Here is a 17629-nt window from a genome sequence, read left to right as displayed (position 1 = left end):
GCCACCGGCCGGCCCGTACGACCCGCCCCGCACCGCCGTCCCCGCCCCGCCGTCCTGGCACCACCGGCCCGCGGGCGAAGGCCTCAGGCCCGCAGCCACTCCGTGACGACCACGTCCCCGCCGGTCCGCAGCCGCAGGGCGAACGGGCCGGCGGGCGGCGCGGCGCAGGCGAAGCGGCCCAGGCCGTCGGCGGTGAGCGCGGCGCCGGCCCGGGGGCCGTGCAGCACCTCGATCGACGCGGGCCGCGGCGGCAGCAGCTGTCCGAGCAGCCCGTCCTCGGTCACCTCGACGTCGACGGTGAGCCCGTCCGAGTGGAACGTCAGCATCCGCGGCACGTCCACCGCCCCCCGCACCGGGACGGCGTCGACCAGCGAGTCGAAGGTCAGCTCGGCGATCCGCGCGTCCAGGTCGTACAGCGCGTAGGCCTCGACGGCGGCCCGCCTCAGCTCGGCCGGCACCGGGTCCAGGACGGCGGCGGCACCGCGGAGTTCCTCCTCCGTCCGGTCGTGGTCGAGCTCCTCGTCGACGAGGGGGACGTCCCCGAAGAAGTCGTCCGGCTCGCCGTCGTCCACCTGGTCCATGCCGTTCATGGCGTTCACCGAGCTCCCCGTGCGTCGAGTCGGGCGCGCAGGCGGCGCAGACACCGCTGGCGCATCGGGCCGATGCTGCCCACGGCGATGCCCAGGGCCGCCGACACCTCCTGGTAGCTGGGCGGCGGCGTGGCGATCAGCACCCGCAGCAGTTGCCGGCAGCGTTCGCCGAGCGCCTCGAACTCCTGCCACAGGAACCGCACGCGCTCGCCCTGGGCGGCCGCCTCCTCCGAGTCCAGCACCGACTGCTCGGGCGTGCGGTCCTCGCTGGCCCGGTCGAGCAGGTGGGGATCGTCGGTCGGGGTCAGCCGCCGCAAACCCTTGATCACTTTCAGGCACTCGTTGCGGGCGGTGCTCGCGAGCCAGGACCCCGCCTTGTGCGGCTCGCGGATCCGCCCGAGATGCTGGGCGAAGCGGAACCAGACGGTCTGGTACACCTCGTGCCCGTCGGCGTCCGACAGCCGGTGGGCGCGCACCACCGCCCACACCAGGGGGCTCAGCCCGTCCACCAGCCCCTTCCAGGCCGCCGCGTCGCCGTCGACGGCGGACTGGACGAGCGCGCCGACCTCAGTACGGTCCACCGTCCCACCCCTCGTGTACGGCCTGTCATCGTACGCCGTGGCGGGGTGCGTCCCGGACGTCATGAGGCCCTCACGCGGGACCGACCGGGACCGGCCGCCAGGTGGGCGGCAGCAGGGCCGGCACGCCGACGCCCCGCACCTCGGCGAACTCGGCGTTGCCCGCCAGCAGTTGGCGGGCCGCGGCCCGGGGGTCGGTCAGCTGGTTCGCGGTCATGTGGGCGGCGACGAGGCCCGCGGCCAAGGGGGTCGCGAAGGACGTACCGCTCCAGGACGCGAGCCCCTCGAACATCACCTGGTCCGGCTTGCCCGGGGCGGCCTGCCGCGCCTCGCTCAACACCCCGGTGTGGCGCGGGGACCGGCAGGTGCAGGCGTACGAGAAGCCGTAGCGGCAGGCCTCGTAGGTGGAGTGCTGGTAGACGTACGGGACGGGCGCGCCGAAGCCGGTGAAGGCGCTGACCAGCCGCTCACCGGGGGCGTACGCCTTCACCCAGGGGCCGTGGTTGCTGAAGCACGCGCCGAACGCGCCGTCGCCGCGCAGCGCGCCCACCGACAGGACCGCGTCGGCGTGTTCGGGCAGGGCGGCGTAGGCGGCCGGCCAGAACGGCGCCGCACTGGCGTTGTTGCCGGCGGCCGCGACCAACAGGGTGTGATGCGCACGGAGTTCGTCCATGAACGCGGCGACGCCGAGCAGACCGTCGACGCGGCCGTTGGAGGTGCCCGCGGAGAGGCTGAGGATGTCGGGCCAGCCGTCCTCGACGGCGTCGAAGAGTCTCTCGCCGAACTCGGACTCCAGGATCGCGCCCGCGTCGTTGAGCGTGCCGCGCACGGTGACATCGGTGTTCGGCGCGACGGCCGCGACGAGCCCGGCGATGAACGTGCCGTGACCGACGTACTGCCGGAGCACGCCGTCCTCGTCGGTCTCCGTGACCTGGAGGTCGCCCTCGGTGTGCGCCAGCAGCGGGTAGGAGCGGTAGTCGTGGGTGAGGCCGGTGTCGACGACGAGGACACCGACGGCGCGCGCCGGGTCGTACGCCGTCCCCGCGGCGCCGGGGTTGGCCGGCCCGGTGCGCGGCGCGGGCACCGGCTCGTCGCCCGGGCAGGCGTTCACCGCGATCGACACCACGTGGTTGCGGCTGACCAGTCGGCGGCCCGCCCGGCCCTCCGTCTCCCGCAGCGCGCGCAACGCCCCCGCGACGGCGTGGTCGGCGGCGCGGCCGCCCTCGCCCGGGTCGCCGACCCGGATACGGGTGATACCCGACCGGTTGGCCTGCGGGCCCGCGCGGCGCACATGGTCGGGGACGAGGCCCTCGGTCGCGGTGAAGTGCGTGCGGACGGCGTCCTCGACGACCTGGGCCTCCTCGCCGTCCCGGGCCAGGACGACGCCCTTCTCGTAGATGAACTCGGCGGAGTCGTCCGGGCCCATCGCCAACGGGACGTCGGGCAGCGAACGCTGGATCTGGTCGAACTGCTCGTGGAAACGCTGCGGTGCCATGGCATGTCCTCCCCTGCAGGCCGGTGGTCGTCAGAGTGAGCCGCGAGGCCCTCGTCTGATACACGTGGTGCGACGGCGGACGAGGGTGGTGCGGTTGCGGCCGCACGCCCCTTCGTCACGAACCGGTGTGGTGTGCGGCCCCGAGCACTACCATCCCTGGGGTGACAGCGGGAAACGACTCGGTTCTCGAACTGCTGCCGATGGTCTTCGCCGCCCCGGGCGACGCGTTGTCGCGGGCGGAGGCAGTGCTCGCCACCGATCCGACGCCGTTGCACGCCTCGGTCGCCCACCAGGTCATCGGCATCTGGCAGCGGGACTGGGGGGACGTCCGTCTCGCCCTCGACCATCTGCGCCGCGCCCGGGACCTGGCGGCCCGCTCGGACTCGGCCGAGCGCGAGGCCGACGTCCTCGGCACGCTGGGCGTGGCGCTGGTGCACGCGGGCCGCACCCGGCAGGGGCTGGCCGCGTTCGAGCGGGGCGTCGCCCGCGGCACGGGCCACACCCGCGCCCGCGTGCTCTACCGGCGTGCCTACTCCCTGTGGGTGCTCGGCCGTCATCGCGAGGCGCTGGAGGACGTCCGCCGGGCGATACCCGTGCTGCGTCAGGCGGGCGACGTGATCTGGACGGCGCGCGCCCGCACCCTGCGGGCCACCGTGCATCTGGCCCTCGGGGCGGTGGAGCGGGCCGAGGCCGACTTCACCGCGGCCGAGGCGCTGTGGGACACCACCGGCCAGGAACACGACAAGGCGGACGCGGTGGAGAGCCGGGGGCTGGCCGCGTTCCACTCGGGGGACGTGCCGGCCGCACTACGGCTCCTCGACGAGGCGCAGGAACGGTACGCCAAGCTCGGCACGCCGACGTTCATGCTCGCCATCCGCCGCTGCGAGGTCCTGATGGCGGCCGGTCTCGCACCGGAGGCGCTGGCCGAGGCGGATACCGCGATCGGCGTGCTCGACGGGATCGGCGGACAGTCCACCCGCAAGGCGGAGCTGCTGCTGACGGCCGCGCGGGCGGCCCGGCTGGCGGACGATCCGGGGACGGCGACCGCCCGCGCGGCCGTGGCCGAGCGGCTCTTCGCGGGACAGCGGCGCACCTGGTGGGAGGCGCACGCGCGGCTCGTGCTGATCGAGGGCCGGGCGGCCACCGGACGCAGGTCGGGCCGGCTGGTCGCGGACGCCGCCCGGCTCGCCGAGCGGCTGGCGGCGTTCCAGGCGCCCGCCGCGCCGGAGGCCTGGCTGCTCGCGGGCCGGATCGCGCTGGACCTCGGCTGGGCCGCGGACGCCGAGCGGTATCTGCGGATCGCGGCGCGCAGCCGGCGCAGCGGTCCGCCGCTGGCCCGGGTGACGGGCTGGGCGGCCCAGGCACTGTGGGCGCGGGCCACCGGCTCCGGCCGGGGCGTGCTGGAGGCGTGCCGCCGCGGCCTCGACGTCCTCGACGACCACCGCACGACACTGGGGGCCTCGGAGCTGCGGGCCCGCGCGAGCGCGCGGGGCGCCGAACTGGCCTCACTGGCCCAGCAGTTCAGCCTGGAGCGGGGCGGCCCGCGGCAACTGCTGGCGTGGAGCGAGCGCTGGCGGGCCACGGCGCTTTCCACGCCGCCGACCCGGCCGCCGGCCGATCCGGCGCTGCTGAGCGGACTCACCGCCTTCCGGGTGATCGCCTCCCGTGCGGAGGCCGCCCGCCGGGACGGCCGGCCGGTGCCGGCGCTGGAACGCGAACAGCGGCGGCTGGAACGGGAGATCCGCTCCCGGACCCTGCACATCCGCGGGGTCGCGCCCTGGGGTGGCGACCGCTTCGGCGGCGGCCGGTTCGACACCGGGCGGCTGCTGGACCGGCTCGGCGAGGGGCGGCTGGTCGAACTGGCCGTGCTGGACGGCCGGGTGCAGGTGCTGCTGTGCGGGGGCGGGCGGGTGCGCCGGTTCGCGGGCGGGCTGCTGGCCGACGCGGAGCGGGAGGCCGAGCACGTCCAGGCCGGGCTGCGCCGGCTGGCCCATCCGGGCGCGGAGGGGCGGCTGCCGGTGGTGGAGGCGATGGGACGGCGGCTGGAGGAGCTGCTCCTCGGCGAAGCGTCCGGGCGGCTGGGGCCGGGCCCGGTCGTGGTGGTGCCGCCGGCCCGGTTGCACCGGGTGCCGTGGGCGCTGCTGCCGGCGCTGCGCGAGCGGGTGGTCAGCGTGTCGCCGTCGGCGAGCGGCTGGCTGCGGGCCCGGGAGACGGAGCCGCCCCCGGACGGACGGCACGTCCTCGTGCGCGGGCCGGGGCTGGCCACCTGCGGTGCGGAGGTCCCGGAGGTCGCCGGGCGGTACGGCGCGCCCGTCGTGCTGGAGCACGAGGACGCCCGGGTGCCGCGGGTGCTGGCGGAGCTGGACGGGGCGGCGCTGGCGCACATCGCCGCGCACGGCACGTTCCGCGCCGACAGCCCCATGTTCTCCTCGCTGCGCATGGCGGACGGGCCGCTGATCGTCCACGACTTCGAGCGACTGGCCCGCAGCCCGTACCGGATCATCCTCTCCAGCTGCGACACCGCCCGGCTCGCCTCGGTCGGCGCGGACGAACTCCTCGGTCTGGTCACGGCGTTGCTGCCGCTCGGCACGGCGGGAGTGATCGCGAGCAGCGCTCCGGTCAACGACGCGGCGGTCGTCCCCCTGATGCTGGCCCTGCACGAGGGCCTGCGCCGCGGTCTGTCCCTCGCCGAGGCCCTGCGGGACGCGCGGGCCGCGCTCCCGGGAGACGCCCTGCACCAGGCGACGGGCTGGGCGTTCACGGCGTTCGGCGCAGCGTGAACGGGCCCCCGCGGCAGAGCCGTCGCGCCCGGAGGTCACGGCCCTGCCCCGTCCGAGCCGTCCCTCCCCCGCCTCCTCCCGTCCCGGTCCGCCCCACCGCGCTCCGGCCCGCCCCCTCCGGCGTCCTCGGTGCGCGTGCGCGCTCAGCTCACTGGCGGGGTTTGTGCGTCGCGGCGAACTCGTCGGCGGCGGCGAGGTCGAAGTCGCCGTGGTCGCTGCCGAGTCCCTGGGCGACGAGTGCGGCGGCGGCGCTGCCGAGGACGGCGGCGTCGCCCGGCGTGCGGCCCAGGCTGACGCCCCTGAGGTAGCCCGCCGAGAACGCGTCGCCGCATCCGGTGGTGTCGACGACGTCGACCTCGAAGGCGGGCACCGGCTCCGCGCCGTCCGCCGTCACCACGAGCGCGCCCTTCCCGCCGCGCGTGACGGCGACGACGCCCACGCCGGCGGCCAGCAGCTTCCGGGCGCCCGTGAGCAGGTCGCTCTCGCCGGTGAAGCCGAGCACCTGGTCCTCGTTGGGCAGCAGATGGTCGATGTGCGGCAGGGCCGCCTCGATCTGCTCGAAGCTGCCGAGGACTCCGGGGGCGAGCAGGTCCACGGAGGTCACGACGCCGTGTTCCCCGGCGTACGACAGGATGCGCGCCGCCGCGTCGACGCCGATCAGCTCCGGGCCACCGAGGTGCAGATGGGTCGCCTCGGCGAGGGCGTCCCAGGGGACGTCGTCGGGGCCGTACGTGATGTTCGCGCCGAGCAGGTGCAGCGAGGGACGGTCCCCGTTCGGCCGGATCGGCAGGACGCTCGCGGAGGTGGCGGTGTCGGTGCGGCGGACCAGGAACCCGGTGTCGACGCCGCCCCGCTTCAGCAGCTGGATCAGCATGTCGCCGGTCGGGTCGGAGCCGACGGCACCCGCCGTGCGCACCTCGGCGCCCAGTTTGGCGAGGGTGAGCGCGGTGCCGCCGGCGGTTCCGGCGGCCGTCATCCGGATGTCGTCCACCAGGGTCGCGCCCTGGCCCTCGGGTATCTCCTGCACCGGACGCACCAGTACGTCGAGTACGTGCACGCCCATCGTGACGACCTTCATCGGACTTCCTCCTGCGCGGGTGGAACGGGGTGGGTGGCGCCGTAGTTCCGGGCGATCGCGGCCTCGACGACCGCGAGCTGCTGCTGTTCGTCAAGAACGCGCGGCCGGCCCATGGCCGCCGCGCGCTGGTAGACGCCGCAGGCCCATTCGAGGAGCAGCGCGTTCTCGACGGCCTTGCCGAGGGTCGGGGCGTGGGTGAGCGCGCCGTGGTTGGCCATCAGGGCGGCACTGCGGCCGTCGAGCGCGTCGAGCACGGACTCGGCGAGTTCGGGCGTGCCGAACGTGGCGTACGGCGCGACCCGCACCGTGCCGCCGAGCGCGAGCAACTGGTAGTGGATACACGGCAGTTCGTCAAGCACGCAGGAGAGGGCGGTGGCCATCGGGGCGTGCGTGTGGACGACCGCGCCCGCTCCGTAGCGGCGGTAGACGCCGAGGTGCAGCTCCAGCTCCGAGGTCGGCTGCAGGTCCCCGGTGACGACCTTGCCGTCCAGGTCGACCACGGTCACCTGGTCCGGGGTGAGGTCGGCGAGGACGGCGCCGGTCGCGGTGACGGCGACCCGGTCCTCGACGCGTACGCTCACGTTCCCTGCCGTGCCGATGAGGAGGCCTTCGGCCCCCAGGCGCCGACAGGCGTCCGCCACGGCGGTCCGCTCCCTGCCCGGCGTCGCGCTTGAGGCGGTCATGGGCGCGAAGGTAGCGTAAACATGAAACAAAGTCACGTTCAGATTTGGAGGCAGTTCCTTGGTCCAGGCGACCGCGGGTCCCGACGGCGGCGTTCCCCTGCGCCGCACCCCCAGGCAGGCGCGCAGCAGGGCACGTCTGGCGCTGATGCTGGAGGCCGCCGAGCGCATCCTGGTGGACGAGGGCGTCGAGGCGCTCACCACGACCCGGGTGGCGGCGGAGGCGAAGGTGTCGGTCGGCTCGCTGTACCAGTACCTCCCCGACCGCAACGCGATCATCGACGCCCTCGCCACGGGGTACTTCGCCCGGCTGGAGGGCGTCATGGACGACCTGGTCCGGGCCGCGGCGCGGGAACGGTGGGACGACCCGGTGGGCGTCCTGGTCGACACGTACGCCGAGGTGTACCGGACCGAACACGGCTTCCGCGCGCTGTGGTTCGGCAGCGGGCTGACCGAGCGGACCCGGGCCGCCGACCGCGAGCACAAGGCGCGGATGGCCGACGGGGTCCGCCGGGTCCTGGCCGCCCTGGACGTGGCCGGCGACGACGGGGCACTGGCCAGGGCGGGCCACGCCGCGCTACTCGCCGCCGACGCCCTCGCCCAGGAGGCGTTCCGCCGCTCCCCGGAGGGGGACGCGCTCCTGCTCGACGAGGCGAAGACGATGCTGCGCGCCTACCTCACGGAGATCACGACCCGGCACGCCGGGGCATGACGAGGGCGGGGACGGCGCGGCTGGGGAGCAGGCACGCGCGTACGGTGACGGGCGGCCCGCGCCGGCAGCGGGAAAAACCGCCTGCCCGCGTGGCGGGACGGCGGATACCGTCGGGCGTCAGCAGACCGCACCGGCGGTCTGCTCGACCAGGAAGCGAAGAGACTCCCGTGACCAGGCAGCACCGAGACACCACGACCCTTTGGCGTCCCACCGGCCCCGGGGAACTCGAGCTGGTGCGTGAGCTCGAGTGGCGCGCCTGGCCGCCCCGGCTCCCGGAGCAGCCGATCTTCTATCCGGTGCTCAACGAGGACTACGCGGTCAGAATCGCCCGGGACTGGAACGTCAAGCACGACGGCGCCGGGCACGTCACCCGGTTCGAGGTCGACACGGAGTTCCTGCGCCGATATCCGGTGCAGCGGGCCGGCGGCCGGACGATTCTCGAACTGTGGGTTCCGGCCGAGGAGTTGCCCGAGTTCAACGCGCACATCGTGGGCGAGATCCAGCTGGTCCACACGTTCTCGTGACACGGCCGGGGCCCCGTCCAGGGTAAGGAGGACGGGGCCCCGGCCGCTCGAGCGCGGGCGGTCAGGCGCCGAGCGGGTGCCGCGGGTCCAGCAGTTTCGCGATCCGCTCGGTGATCGTCTGGGAGTTGTTGCCGCCGGGCGCGTTGCGGCCCACCGTCGTGGACACGGCGATGGACAGCCGCTTGTGCGGCTCGTACGCCATCACGGCCGCGTAGCCGAAGAAGGACGGGTTCTGGAGCACCCAGCCGTTCTTGACGACGACGCCGAGGCCGAAGTGGAAGTCCTCGGTCATGGGCAGGCAGACCGTCGCGGGGCAGGTGGCGGTCGGGTGGCCGAGGCCGACCGTGCCCGGGTTCAGCTGGGTGCGGAAGGACTGTCGCGAGAGCAGCTCACCCGAGCCGACGGCCTGTCCGGAGCGGGCGAGGTCGCAGACGTCCTGGGTGATGACGGCGCCGGGCGCGGTGGTCCAGGACGGGTTCCAGTAGGTGGACTCCTCGTAGGTGCCGCGCTCGTCGTCGTAGGCGTGCAGCACCGGCTTCGGGATGACCGCGGTGTCGCCGCCGCGGGTGTTGCGCAGGCCGAGCGGACGGTAGACGCGCCTGCTCAGCAGGCGGTCGAGCGGGGTGCCGGAGATCTTCTCCAGGGCGCGGCCGAGGAGGACGAAGTTGGCGTGCGAGTAGCTCCAGTTCGTGCCCGGCGCGTACCACAGGGGGTGGCTCAGGGAGATCCCGACGACCTCCTTCGGGGTCCAGTGCCGCCAGGGGTCGGCGTAGAGCTTCCTGAGGAAGACCGGGTCGGTGACGTAGTCGTGCAGGCCCGAGGTGGAGTCGCCGAGCATGCGCAGGGTGATCCGGTCGCCGTGCGGTAGGCGCGGCAGCCACCTGGACACCGGGTCGTCGAGGTCCGCCCGGCCCTCCTCCACGAGCTGCAGCAGCACGGTGCCCATGAAGGCGATGCCGACCGAGCCGGTCCGGAAGTGCATGGCGGGGGTGGCGGGGACGCCCGTCATGGACTCGCCGACGGCGGTCGTGACCAGGTCACGGCCGCCGACCGTGACCTTGACGAGGGCCGCCTCGAGGTCGAGCTCCTTCTTGGCCCTGCGGACGATGTCGAGGACCTCGCGTGCCTGACCCCGCGGGTCACGAGTCGTGGTGCAGGCGTGGTCCTGGCGATCGGGGACGGCGGCCGCGACCGCGGTCTGCAGGGTCGAGGCGAGGAGGGCGGCGGCGCACAGCAGCGCCGTACGGGTACGCGTCATACGCGCACTATGGGCTGATTGTCGCAACGGGCCGGCCGTCAACACTCCGGACACCCGCGCCACGGCCCCGGACGGAGGACGAGGCCTGCGCCGACTGCCCGGTCACCGGGCCGCCCCGGCGCGCCTGCCGGGACCACGCAGCCAAGCCGGCCGACGACCTCCCGAGGACCGGCTCGACTGCGGAGTCAGCCCAGTCTTGGCAGCCGCCCGGCTCACGTCAAGACCCGTCTCACCGCAGAGCGCACACGACTCGGGCCGAGCGCACACGGCGGCCCGGCACCGCCGTCCGCCGTCCGGTCGCCGCCGTCTGCCGCCCGAACTCCGTCGAAGGGCCGCCCGGACTCCTCCGGCCGGCGGCCCCGGGCTCCTCCGACGGGCCGCCCGGGCCCGACGGTCGGGCCGCCCGCGAGCGGCACCCACGAAGAGCTGTTCCAAGACATCCACGGCCAGAGAGGGGTCGGAAGCGGCCATGACCACGAAGCCTTCCCCGCCGCTCAGGGGCCGACACACGGATAGCGACCCGCCGTGCGGACGATGCCGGAAACGGATGTCCCGATGTCGGACTTGCGGTCCCAAGGGGCCTATTTCCAGGAGTCGTTGACGCTTCGACCAGACCCACGGCCGACGGTCGCGGGAGGCGGCAGAAGGGGTTCATCCGCATTCCTTCACCCCACCCGGCGCGTGCGACTGACCGAATCGTTGCGGCTGGATACCGGCCGATCGTTCGAACGTTGACCAGTGAGTAATAAGAGCACTACCTTTCAACGCGTTTCGAGCACGCGCTGTAGAACGGCGTTCCGCGGTGAACCTCTGCCCGCTGGAATCCGGTGAGCCGCCTTTGCTGTCCCGAACCCCCCACCGTGCAGTCTCACCTTGATTCGGAGAATCATGACGTCCGCTGTGCGTACCGAGGACATGATCATCGGCATCACTCCGTTCGGAGAGCCCGACGCGGGGCTCGCCCTGGCGGTCAACCGGGCCGGCGGCCTGGGCGTACTCGACCTGGGGCCGGGTGACCGAAGATCCCGGGAGGCACTCGCGCGCCTGCGCCGGGCCTCCCCCGGTGGGTTCGGAGTCCGGCTCGGCGCGCACTGCGCGCTCGGTCCCGCCGACCTGGCCCCGGACGGCCCGCACACGGTGATCCTCACCGCGGAAGCGGCTCGGGGCGCGCAACATCCCTTGGTAATAAGCAATTTGACGAGCCGTCATCGCGTATTGGTGGAGGTCGTCGACCTGGCCGGTGCGCGGGACGCGATGCGCGTCGGGGCGCACGGCCTGATCGCGCGCGGCGCCGAGTGCGGTGGCCGGATCGGCGAGCTGAGCACCTACGTCCTGCTCCAGCAGCTCCTCGCCGCGCCCGAGGTGAGCGTCCCGGTGTGGGCGTGCGGCGGCATCGGCCCGCGCACCGCGGCCGCCGCGGTGGCCGGCGGGGCGGCCGGCGTGGTCCTGGACAGTCAGCTGGCGCTGCTCGCCGAGTCGGCCCTGCCCGAGCCGACCGCGGCCGTGCTGCGCACCCTGGACGGTTCGGAGACCGTCGTCCTGGCCGGTCACCGCGTCCTGCTGCGGCGGGGCCCGGACGCGCCGCGGTTCGCGCCGGACCCGACCGCCGAGACCGTGGCCGCGATGCTGGGCGCCCAGGACCCGCGCACCCAGTTGCTCCCGGTGGGCCAGGACGGGTTCCTCGCCGCCCGGTTCGCCGAGCGCTGGGTCGACGTCCGGCGGACGGTCCGCGCGCTCAGGGACGCGGTCCTGGACGCCCTGCGCGACGACACCGCCGGGCAGGCGCTGCGGGACGGGTCGCCGATGGCCCGGGCGCTCGGCACCCACCTGCCGGTCGCGCAGGGGCCCATGACCCGGGTGAGCGACGGCGCGGCGTTCGCCGCGGCGGTGGCGGCGGACGGCGCCCTGCCGTTCCTCGCGCTGGCGCTGGCGGACGGCGAGCGGACCCGGGCGATGCTCGCCGAGACACGGGACGCGGCCGCCGGCCGGCCCTGGGGCGTCGGCGTCCTCGGCTTCGCGCCGGAGGAGGTGCGCGCCGCCCAGCTGGAGGCCGTACGGGAGCTGCGGCCGACGCACGCGATCATCGCGGGCGGACGGCCCTCCCAGGCACAGGCGCTGGAGCGCGACGGTGTGCGCACCTTCCTGCACGTGCCGTCCCCGGGACTGCTGCGGCAGTTCCTGGAGGCGGGGGCGCGCCGGTTCGTCTTCGAGGGCGCGGAGTGCGGCGGGCACGTCGGACCGCGCGCCAGTTTTCCGCTCTGGGAAGCCCAACTGGCCGTACTCGAAGATTTTTTGACGGATCGTGAGGCATCCGACGTCCAGGTGTTCTTCGCGGGCGGGGTGCACGACGAGCGGTCGGCGGCGATGGTCGCCGCGCTCGCCGCCCCGCTGACCGCGCGCGGAGCGGCCGTCGGCGTGCTGATGGGCACCGCGTACCTGTTCACCGAGGAGGCGGTGGCGCTCGGGGCGATCCGGCCGCTCTTCCAGCAACAGGTCATGGCGGCCGGGAGCACCGCGCTCCTGGAGTCCGCGCCGGGTCACGCCACACGGTGTGTGCCGAGCCCGTTCGCGGCCGGCTACCGCGACCGGGCGGCCCGGCTGCGCGCCGAGGGGGTGCCGCAACGGCGGATCTGGGAAGAGCTGGAACGGCTCAACGTCGGCCGGCTGCGCGTCGCCAGCAAGGGCGTGACCCGCGACGCCGACGGTCTTCTCACCCCCGTCGACGAGGAACGCCAGCTCGCCGAGGGGATGTTCATGGCCGGGGAGGTGGCGGTGCTGCGCTCGGCCCCGACCACGCTCGCCGCCCTGCACATGTCCGTGACGACGGGAGCGCTGGATCATCTCGCCCGGCGCGCTGCCGAGTTCGGCCTGCCCGACGACCCCGACGAGGCGGCCGCACCGGCCCCGCTCGACGTCGCCGTCGTCGGCATGGCCTGCATGTTCCCCGGGGCGCCCGACCTGGCCGCCTTCTGGGCGAACGTCGTGGGAGGCGTGGACGCGGTGGGCGAGGTCCCCGCGGACCGCTGGGACCCGGCAGTCCACCACGGCACGTCCACCCCGTCCAAGTGGGGCGGATTCCTGCCCCGCATCCCCTTCGACCCGCTGCGCTACGGCATCCCGCCGGCCTCCCTCGGCAGCGTCGAGCCGGTGCAACTGCTGTCCCTGGAGGCCGCCCGGCGCGCCCTGGAGGACGCCGGGTACGGCGACGGGGGGCGGCGGTTCGACCGCTCCCGCACCTCCGTGGTGTTCGGCGCCGAGGCGGGCAGCGACCTGTCGAACGCGGCCACCCTGCGGGCGGTGCTGCCGTCCTACTACGGCGAGGTCCCGGCCGGCCTCGACGGCCAGCTGCCGCAGCTCACCGAGGACTCCTTCCCCGGCATGCTCGCCAACGTCATCTCCGGACGGATCGCCAACCGGCTGGACCTGGGCGGCGCCAACTACACCGTCGACGCGGCCTGCGCCTCCTCGCTGGCCGCCGTGGACGTCGCCTGCAAGGAGCTGACCGGCGGCACCTCCGACGTGGTCCTGTGCGGCGGCGCCGACCTGCACAACGGCATCAACGACTACGTTCTCTTCTCCTCCGTGCACGCCCTGTCCCCGACCGGCCGCTCCCGCGCCTTCGACGGCTCGGCGGACGGCATCGCCCTCGGCGAGGGCGTGGCCTGCGTGGTCCTCAAGCGTCTCGCGGACGCCGAACGCGACGGCGACCGGATCTACGGCGTGATCAAGGGGCTCGGCTCCTCCAGCGACGGGCGTTCGCTCGGGCTGACCGCGCCGCGGCCCGAGGGGCAGCGCTCGGCCCTGGAGCGCGCCTACCGCAACGCGGGCGTCTCCCCGGCCGACGTCGGGCTCCTCGAGGCGCACGGCACCGGCACGGTGGTCGGCGACCGTACCGAACTGCGCATCCTCACCGAGGTGTTCGACGAGGCGGGGGCCAGGCCGGGCGGCTGTGTGCTCGGCTCGGTGAAGTCGCAGATCGGGCACACCAAATGCGCCGCGGGACTCGCCGGGCTGATCAAGACGCTGCTGGCCCTGCACACCGGCGTCAGGCCGCCCACGCTGCACGTCGAGGCCCCCAACCCCGCCTGGGACGCGGTCGCCAGCCCCTTCGCCTTCCATGCCGAGGCCCGCCCCTGGGCGGCTCCGCCGCGCGAACGCCTCGCCGGGGTGAGCGCGTTCGGATTCGGCGGCACCAACTTCCATGTGGTGCTCGCCGCGCACGCCGACGGCGTGCCACCGGTGCGCGCGATGGACGCCTGGCCGGCCGAGCTGTTCGTCTTCCGGGGCCGTGACGAGGCCGCGGCCCGCCGTGCGGTGAGCGAACTCCTCGACGCCGCGCAGACCGGGGGACGGCCGTGGCGGCTGCGGGACCTCGCGCTGAGCGCGGCGCGCCGGGCGGACGCGAGCACGGATCCGACGTGGTTCGCGGTCGTGGCGACGGACGTCGACGACCTGGCGGAGAAACTGCGGCGGCTGACGGACGACCCGGCCGGGAACGCGCCGGCGCGCGGCGTCCACCGCGCCGTTCAGCACGAGGAGCGCGACGCACGCCCCAGCGACGGTGCCGGGGAGGGCAAGGTCGCCTTCCTCTTCCCCGGGCAGGGCAGCCAGCGCACCGGCATGCTCGCCGACCTGTTCGTGGCCTTCCCCGAGCTGCGCCCGTACCTGGAGCTCGGGCGCGCCCACGCCGACGCCCTGTACCCGCCGGCCGCCTTCGACGACGCCGGCCGCGCCCGGCAGCAGGCCGCGCTGACCGACACCCGCGCGGCCCAGCCGGCCCTCGGCCTCGCGGGCCTCGCCGCCCACGCCGTGCTCACCGCGGCCGGGGTGCGCCCCGACATGGCGGCCGGGCACAGCTACGGCGAGCTGGTCGCGCTCTGCGCGGCCGGCGCCCTGACCCCCGAAACACTGCTGGAACTGAGCGCCGAACGGGCCGCGGCGATCCTGGAGGCCGCCGGACGCGCCGACGGAGAAGGCGGCCAGGACGGCGGCGACGGCGACCCCGGGACCATGGCCGCCGTCACGGCCGGCGCCGACGCGGTGACCGAGGTGCTGACGGCGGGATCCGCACCGGACTCCGTCGTCGTCGCCAACCGCAACTCGCCCCAGCAGACGGTGATCTCGGGACCGACGGACGCGGTCGCCGAAGCCGTCCGGCTGCTGCGCGAGGCCGGGCTCGGTGCCCGGCGCATCCCCGTGGCCTGTGCCTTCCACAGTCCGCTGGTGGCGGGCGCCGCCGACCGGTTCGCCGGGGCGCTCGCCGAACGCCCGGTGCACGCCCCCGAGTTCCCCGTCTGGTCCAACCGCACGGCCGCCCCCTACCCCGCCGACGCGGACGCCGTCCGGGCCGGACTCGCCGCCCAGATCGGCGCACCGGTCGCCTTCGCCGAGCAGATCGAGGCGATGTACGCGGCCGGGGCGCGCGTCTTCGTCGAGGCCGGACCGGGGTCGGTGCTCACCCGGCTGGTCGGGCAGATCCTCGGCGACCGCCCGCACCGCACGGTGGCCTGCGAGCCCCGGCCCGGCGGCGGGCTCGGCGGCTGGCTCGACGCCCTGGCCGCGCTCGCCGTCGCGGGGCAACCGGTGCGCGCGGGATGGCTGCTGCGCGGCCGGGACGCGGTGGACGCGGTACGCACCCCCGTGCCGAAGCGGCCCGGCTGGACGGTCGACGGACAGTTGGTCCGCACCGCCGCCGGTGCGCTCCTTCCCGGTGCGCTCGCACCGGCCCGACGAGTCGCGGAGACCCAGGAGACGACAGTGACGACCAACCCCCCGCCCGGCGTGCCATCCGACCGGGACGCGCTCATCTCCGAGTTCCTGCGCACCAGCCGCGAGATGATCGCCGCCCAACGGGACGTGCTGCTCACCTACTTCGGCGGCGCTCCGGGGACCGTGATCGCCGCTCCCGCGGCCGTCCCGCAGCCGCGGGCGGTGCAGGCGCCGGCCGAACTCGCCGCGCCACGACCGCAGTCGTCTGCGCCGGGGACCGCGTCGGCGGAGACGGTCGCGGCGGACACGGGAGCACCGGCCGAGGCGGTGACGCCGGCCGGCGGGCCGCCGGACGTCCAGCGGGTCGTCCTGGAGATCATCAGCGAACGCACCGGATACCCCCTCGACATGATCGAACCCGACCTCGATCTGGAGGCGGACCTCAGCATCGACTCGATCAAACGGGCGGAGATCGCCGGTGAGCTGGCCCGGCGGCTGGGCGGCGTCGGCGCGGACCTGACCGCGATGGACGACGCGGAGCTGGAGGAGCTGACGAAGGCGCGCACCGCCGCAGCGGTGACCGACTGGCTCACGGCCCGGCTGGGCGACGGCCCGGCACCCGGGACCGCGCCCACCGCACCCACTCCCGCGACCCCCGCCCCCCTCGCGCCCATCGCACCCGAGGCGCCCGGCGCCGACGAGGTGCGTGCCGAAGCTCCACGGCGGCACGTGCTGCGGCCGGTGCTCCTCGACGCCGCGGCGCAGGCCCCCGCCGACCCGTCCGCGGTGCTCTCCGGCACCCGCTGGACCGTCCTCGGGGACGCCCCGGAGGTCGCCGCCCGGCTGGTCGCGCACGGCGCGGACGTCACCGTCCACGGCCGGGACCACGTCCTGTCACAGGACGACGGGGCGGTGGACGGGGTGCTGTACCTCGGAGCTCTCATGAACGCGGGCGACGGGGCGCCGGTGCTGCCGGAGGCCTTCCCCGTGCTGAAGGCGGCCCTCGAGGGCGGCCCGCGGTGGCTGCTGGCCGTCCGGCGCGCCGACGGCGACACGCCCGACGCACGGCCGGCGGGCCTGCGCGGTCTGTTCCGGACCCTGGCACGGGAGTGCCCGGACACGCTCGCACGGGTCGTCGACCTCACCGACGTGTCGGCGTCCGCCGTCGCGGACTCGGTGGTCGCCGAGGCCGTCGCCGCCGACCGCACGCCCGTCGTGCTGCGGACGGCGGCGGGACGGCACGGGTTCGAGCTGGTGGAGGCACCCCTCGGCGCACTCGGCAGCACCGGCGCCGGACCGGCCGGGGACGGCGTCGCGGAGGCGGCCGCGCTCGGCCTGGACCGGAACTCGGTGGTGCTGCTGGCGGGCGGCGCGCGGGGCATCACCGCACAGTTCGCCGCCGCGCTCGCCGGGGCCGCCCGCTGCCGGCTGGAACTGCTCGGCCGCACCCCCGCGCCGGACGGCCCCGAGGACGCGGACACCGCGGCCGCGCGCACCCCCGCCGCACTGCGCGCCGCGCTCGCCGCACGCGGCGGTCTGAGGCCGGCCGAGATCAACCGCGCCGCCGAACTCCTGCTCGCCCAGCGGGAGATCACCGCCACACTGGCCGAACTCGAAGCACTCGGCGGGCGGCCCCGCTACCGCACCGTCGACTTCCGGGAGCCTGACTCGGTGCGCCAGGCGGTGAAGGAGATCCACGCCGAGCACGGCAGGCTCGACGGAGTCGTCCACGCGGCCGGCGTCATCGAGGACCGGCTGATCGGCGAGAAGAGCCCCGAGTCGTTCCAGCGCGTCTACGGCACGAAGGCGACCGGTGCGCACGCCCTGCTCACCGCGCTGGAGGAGCTGCCCTCGGCGCCCGCGTTCACCGTGCTCTTCGGCTCGGTCTCGGCCGTCCTGGGCAACCGGGGCCAGGTGGACTACGCGGCCGCCAACGACGCGCTGGAGACGCTCGGCGCGGCGTTCGCCGCCCGCACCGGCCGCCGCGCCGTGACGGTGCACTGGGGTCCGTGGGCGCCCACCGCCGGTCACACCGGCATGGTCGGGGCCGAGTTGGCCCGCGAGTACGCCCGGCGCGGCATCCGGCTGATCGACCCCGAGGAGGGAACCGCGGCGCTGCTGCGGGAGCTGGCCTGGGGCGAGGAGTCGGCGACCGCCGTCGTCTACACCGCCTCGGGCTGGTGACCGCCGCGGTGACGTCGTCCGGGCCGGCCGAGGCAGGTCCC

Annotated in this window: 10 protein-coding genes; 4 read left to right on the top strand and 6 right to left on the bottom strand. The window is 75.1% G+C overall.

The genetic code is table 11. From position 1 onward, the window contains the following. Positions 1-83: 83 nt before the first annotated feature. The 3 genes from C6376_RS35285 to C6376_RS35275 are packed head-to-tail and all read right to left on the bottom strand — an operon-like array spanning position 84 to position 2663. A complete protein-coding gene (locus C6376_RS35285) occupies positions 84-590 on the bottom strand; it encodes a hypothetical protein (RefSeq protein WP_107449371.1) in 507 nt (168 codons plus the stop codon). A gap of 5 nt (positions 591-595) precedes the next feature. After that, a complete protein-coding gene (locus tag C6376_RS35280) occupies positions 596-1234 on the bottom strand; it encodes an RNA polymerase sigma factor (RefSeq protein WP_173985794.1) in 639 nt (212 codons plus the stop codon). 7 nt (positions 1235-1241) lie between these two features. Then, a complete protein-coding gene (locus C6376_RS35275; RefSeq protein WP_107447131.1) occupies positions 1242-2663 on the bottom strand; it encodes a S8/S53 family peptidase in 1422 nt (473 codons plus the stop codon). Between the two features lie 161 nt (positions 2664-2824). Here C6376_RS35275 and C6376_RS35270 point away from each other — a divergent pair, with 161 nt between their 5' ends. Beyond that, on the top strand, positions 2825-5443 hold the full coding sequence (locus C6376_RS35270; protein WP_107447130.1) for a CHAT domain-containing protein: 2619 nt from the start codon (positions 2825-2827) through the stop codon (positions 5441-5443). 148 nt (positions 5444-5591) lie between these two features. On the opposite strand, the gene C6376_RS35265 is transcribed toward C6376_RS35270, so the two are convergent. After that, positions 5592-6521 (bottom strand): carbohydrate kinase family protein, encoded by a 930-nt coding sequence (locus C6376_RS35265; protein WP_107447129.1) that lies wholly within the window; start codon positions 6519-6521, stop codon positions 5592-5594. Continuing rightward, positions 6518-7204, bottom strand: coding sequence for a class II aldolase/adducin family protein (locus C6376_RS35260; RefSeq protein WP_107447128.1), 687 nt, complete (start codon positions 7202-7204; stop codon positions 6518-6520). Before C6376_RS35260 ends, C6376_RS35265 begins: the two co-directional genes overlap by 4 nt. Before the next feature lie 58 nt (positions 7205-7262). On the opposite strand from C6376_RS35260, the gene C6376_RS35255 reads away from it, so the two are divergent. Then, positions 7263-7913 (top strand): TetR/AcrR family transcriptional regulator, encoded by a 651-nt coding sequence (locus tag C6376_RS35255; protein WP_107447127.1) that lies wholly within the window; start codon positions 7263-7265, stop codon positions 7911-7913. 167 nt (positions 7914-8080) lie between these two features. Beyond that, positions 8081-8437: a hypothetical protein gene (locus tag C6376_RS35250; RefSeq protein ID WP_107447126.1), complete on the top strand. Its 357-nt coding sequence runs from the start codon at positions 8081-8083 to the stop codon at positions 8435-8437. A gap of 61 nt (positions 8438-8498) precedes the next feature. Here C6376_RS35250 and C6376_RS35245 read toward each other — a convergent pair whose 3' ends face one another. After that, the gene (locus C6376_RS35245; protein WP_107447125.1) at positions 8499-9695 is read right to left on the bottom strand and encodes a serine hydrolase; all 1197 of its coding nucleotides are present in this window, start codon (positions 9693-9695) and stop codon (positions 8499-8501) included. Positions 9696-10583: 888 nt separating this feature from the next. On the opposite strand from C6376_RS35245, the gene C6376_RS35240 reads away from it, so the two are divergent. Continuing rightward, entirely contained in the window at positions 10584-17588 is a 7005-nt protein-coding gene (locus C6376_RS35240; protein ID WP_107447124.1) for a type I polyketide synthase, read from the top strand. The last annotated feature ends 41 nt before the right edge of the window (positions 17589-17629 follow it).

The sequence above is a fragment of the Streptomyces sp. P3 genome, from assembly GCF_003032475.1.
Lineage (GTDB): Bacteria > Actinomycetota > Actinomycetes > Streptomycetales > Streptomycetaceae > Streptomyces.
This window is presented reverse-complemented; position numbering and strand designations above follow the sequence as displayed.

Coding starts and splice junctions, on each gene's coding strand:
- C6376_RS35260 (WP_107447128.1), bottom strand. CDS start 7,204: ATGACCGCCTCAAGCGCGACGCCGGGCAGGGAGCGGACCGCCGTGGCG.
- C6376_RS35280 (WP_173985794.1), bottom strand. CDS start 1,234: ATGACGTCCGGGACGCACCCCGCCACGGCGTACGATGACAGGCCGTAC.
- C6376_RS35245 (WP_107447125.1), bottom strand. CDS start 9,695: ATGACGCGTACCCGTACGGCGCTGCTGTGCGCCGCCGCCCTCCTCGCC.
- C6376_RS35240 (WP_107447124.1), top strand. CDS start 10,584: ATGACGTCCGCTGTGCGTACCGAGGACATGATCATCGGCATCACTCCG.
- C6376_RS35275 (WP_107447131.1), bottom strand. CDS start 2,663: ATGGCACCGCAGCGTTTCCACGAGCAGTTCGACCAGATCCAGCGTTCG.
- C6376_RS35265 (WP_107447129.1), bottom strand. CDS start 6,521: ATGAAGGTCGTCACGATGGGCGTGCACGTACTCGACGTACTGGTGCGT.
- C6376_RS35285 (WP_107449371.1), bottom strand. CDS start 590: ATGAACGGCATGGACCAGGTGGACGACGGCGAGCCGGACGACTTCTTC.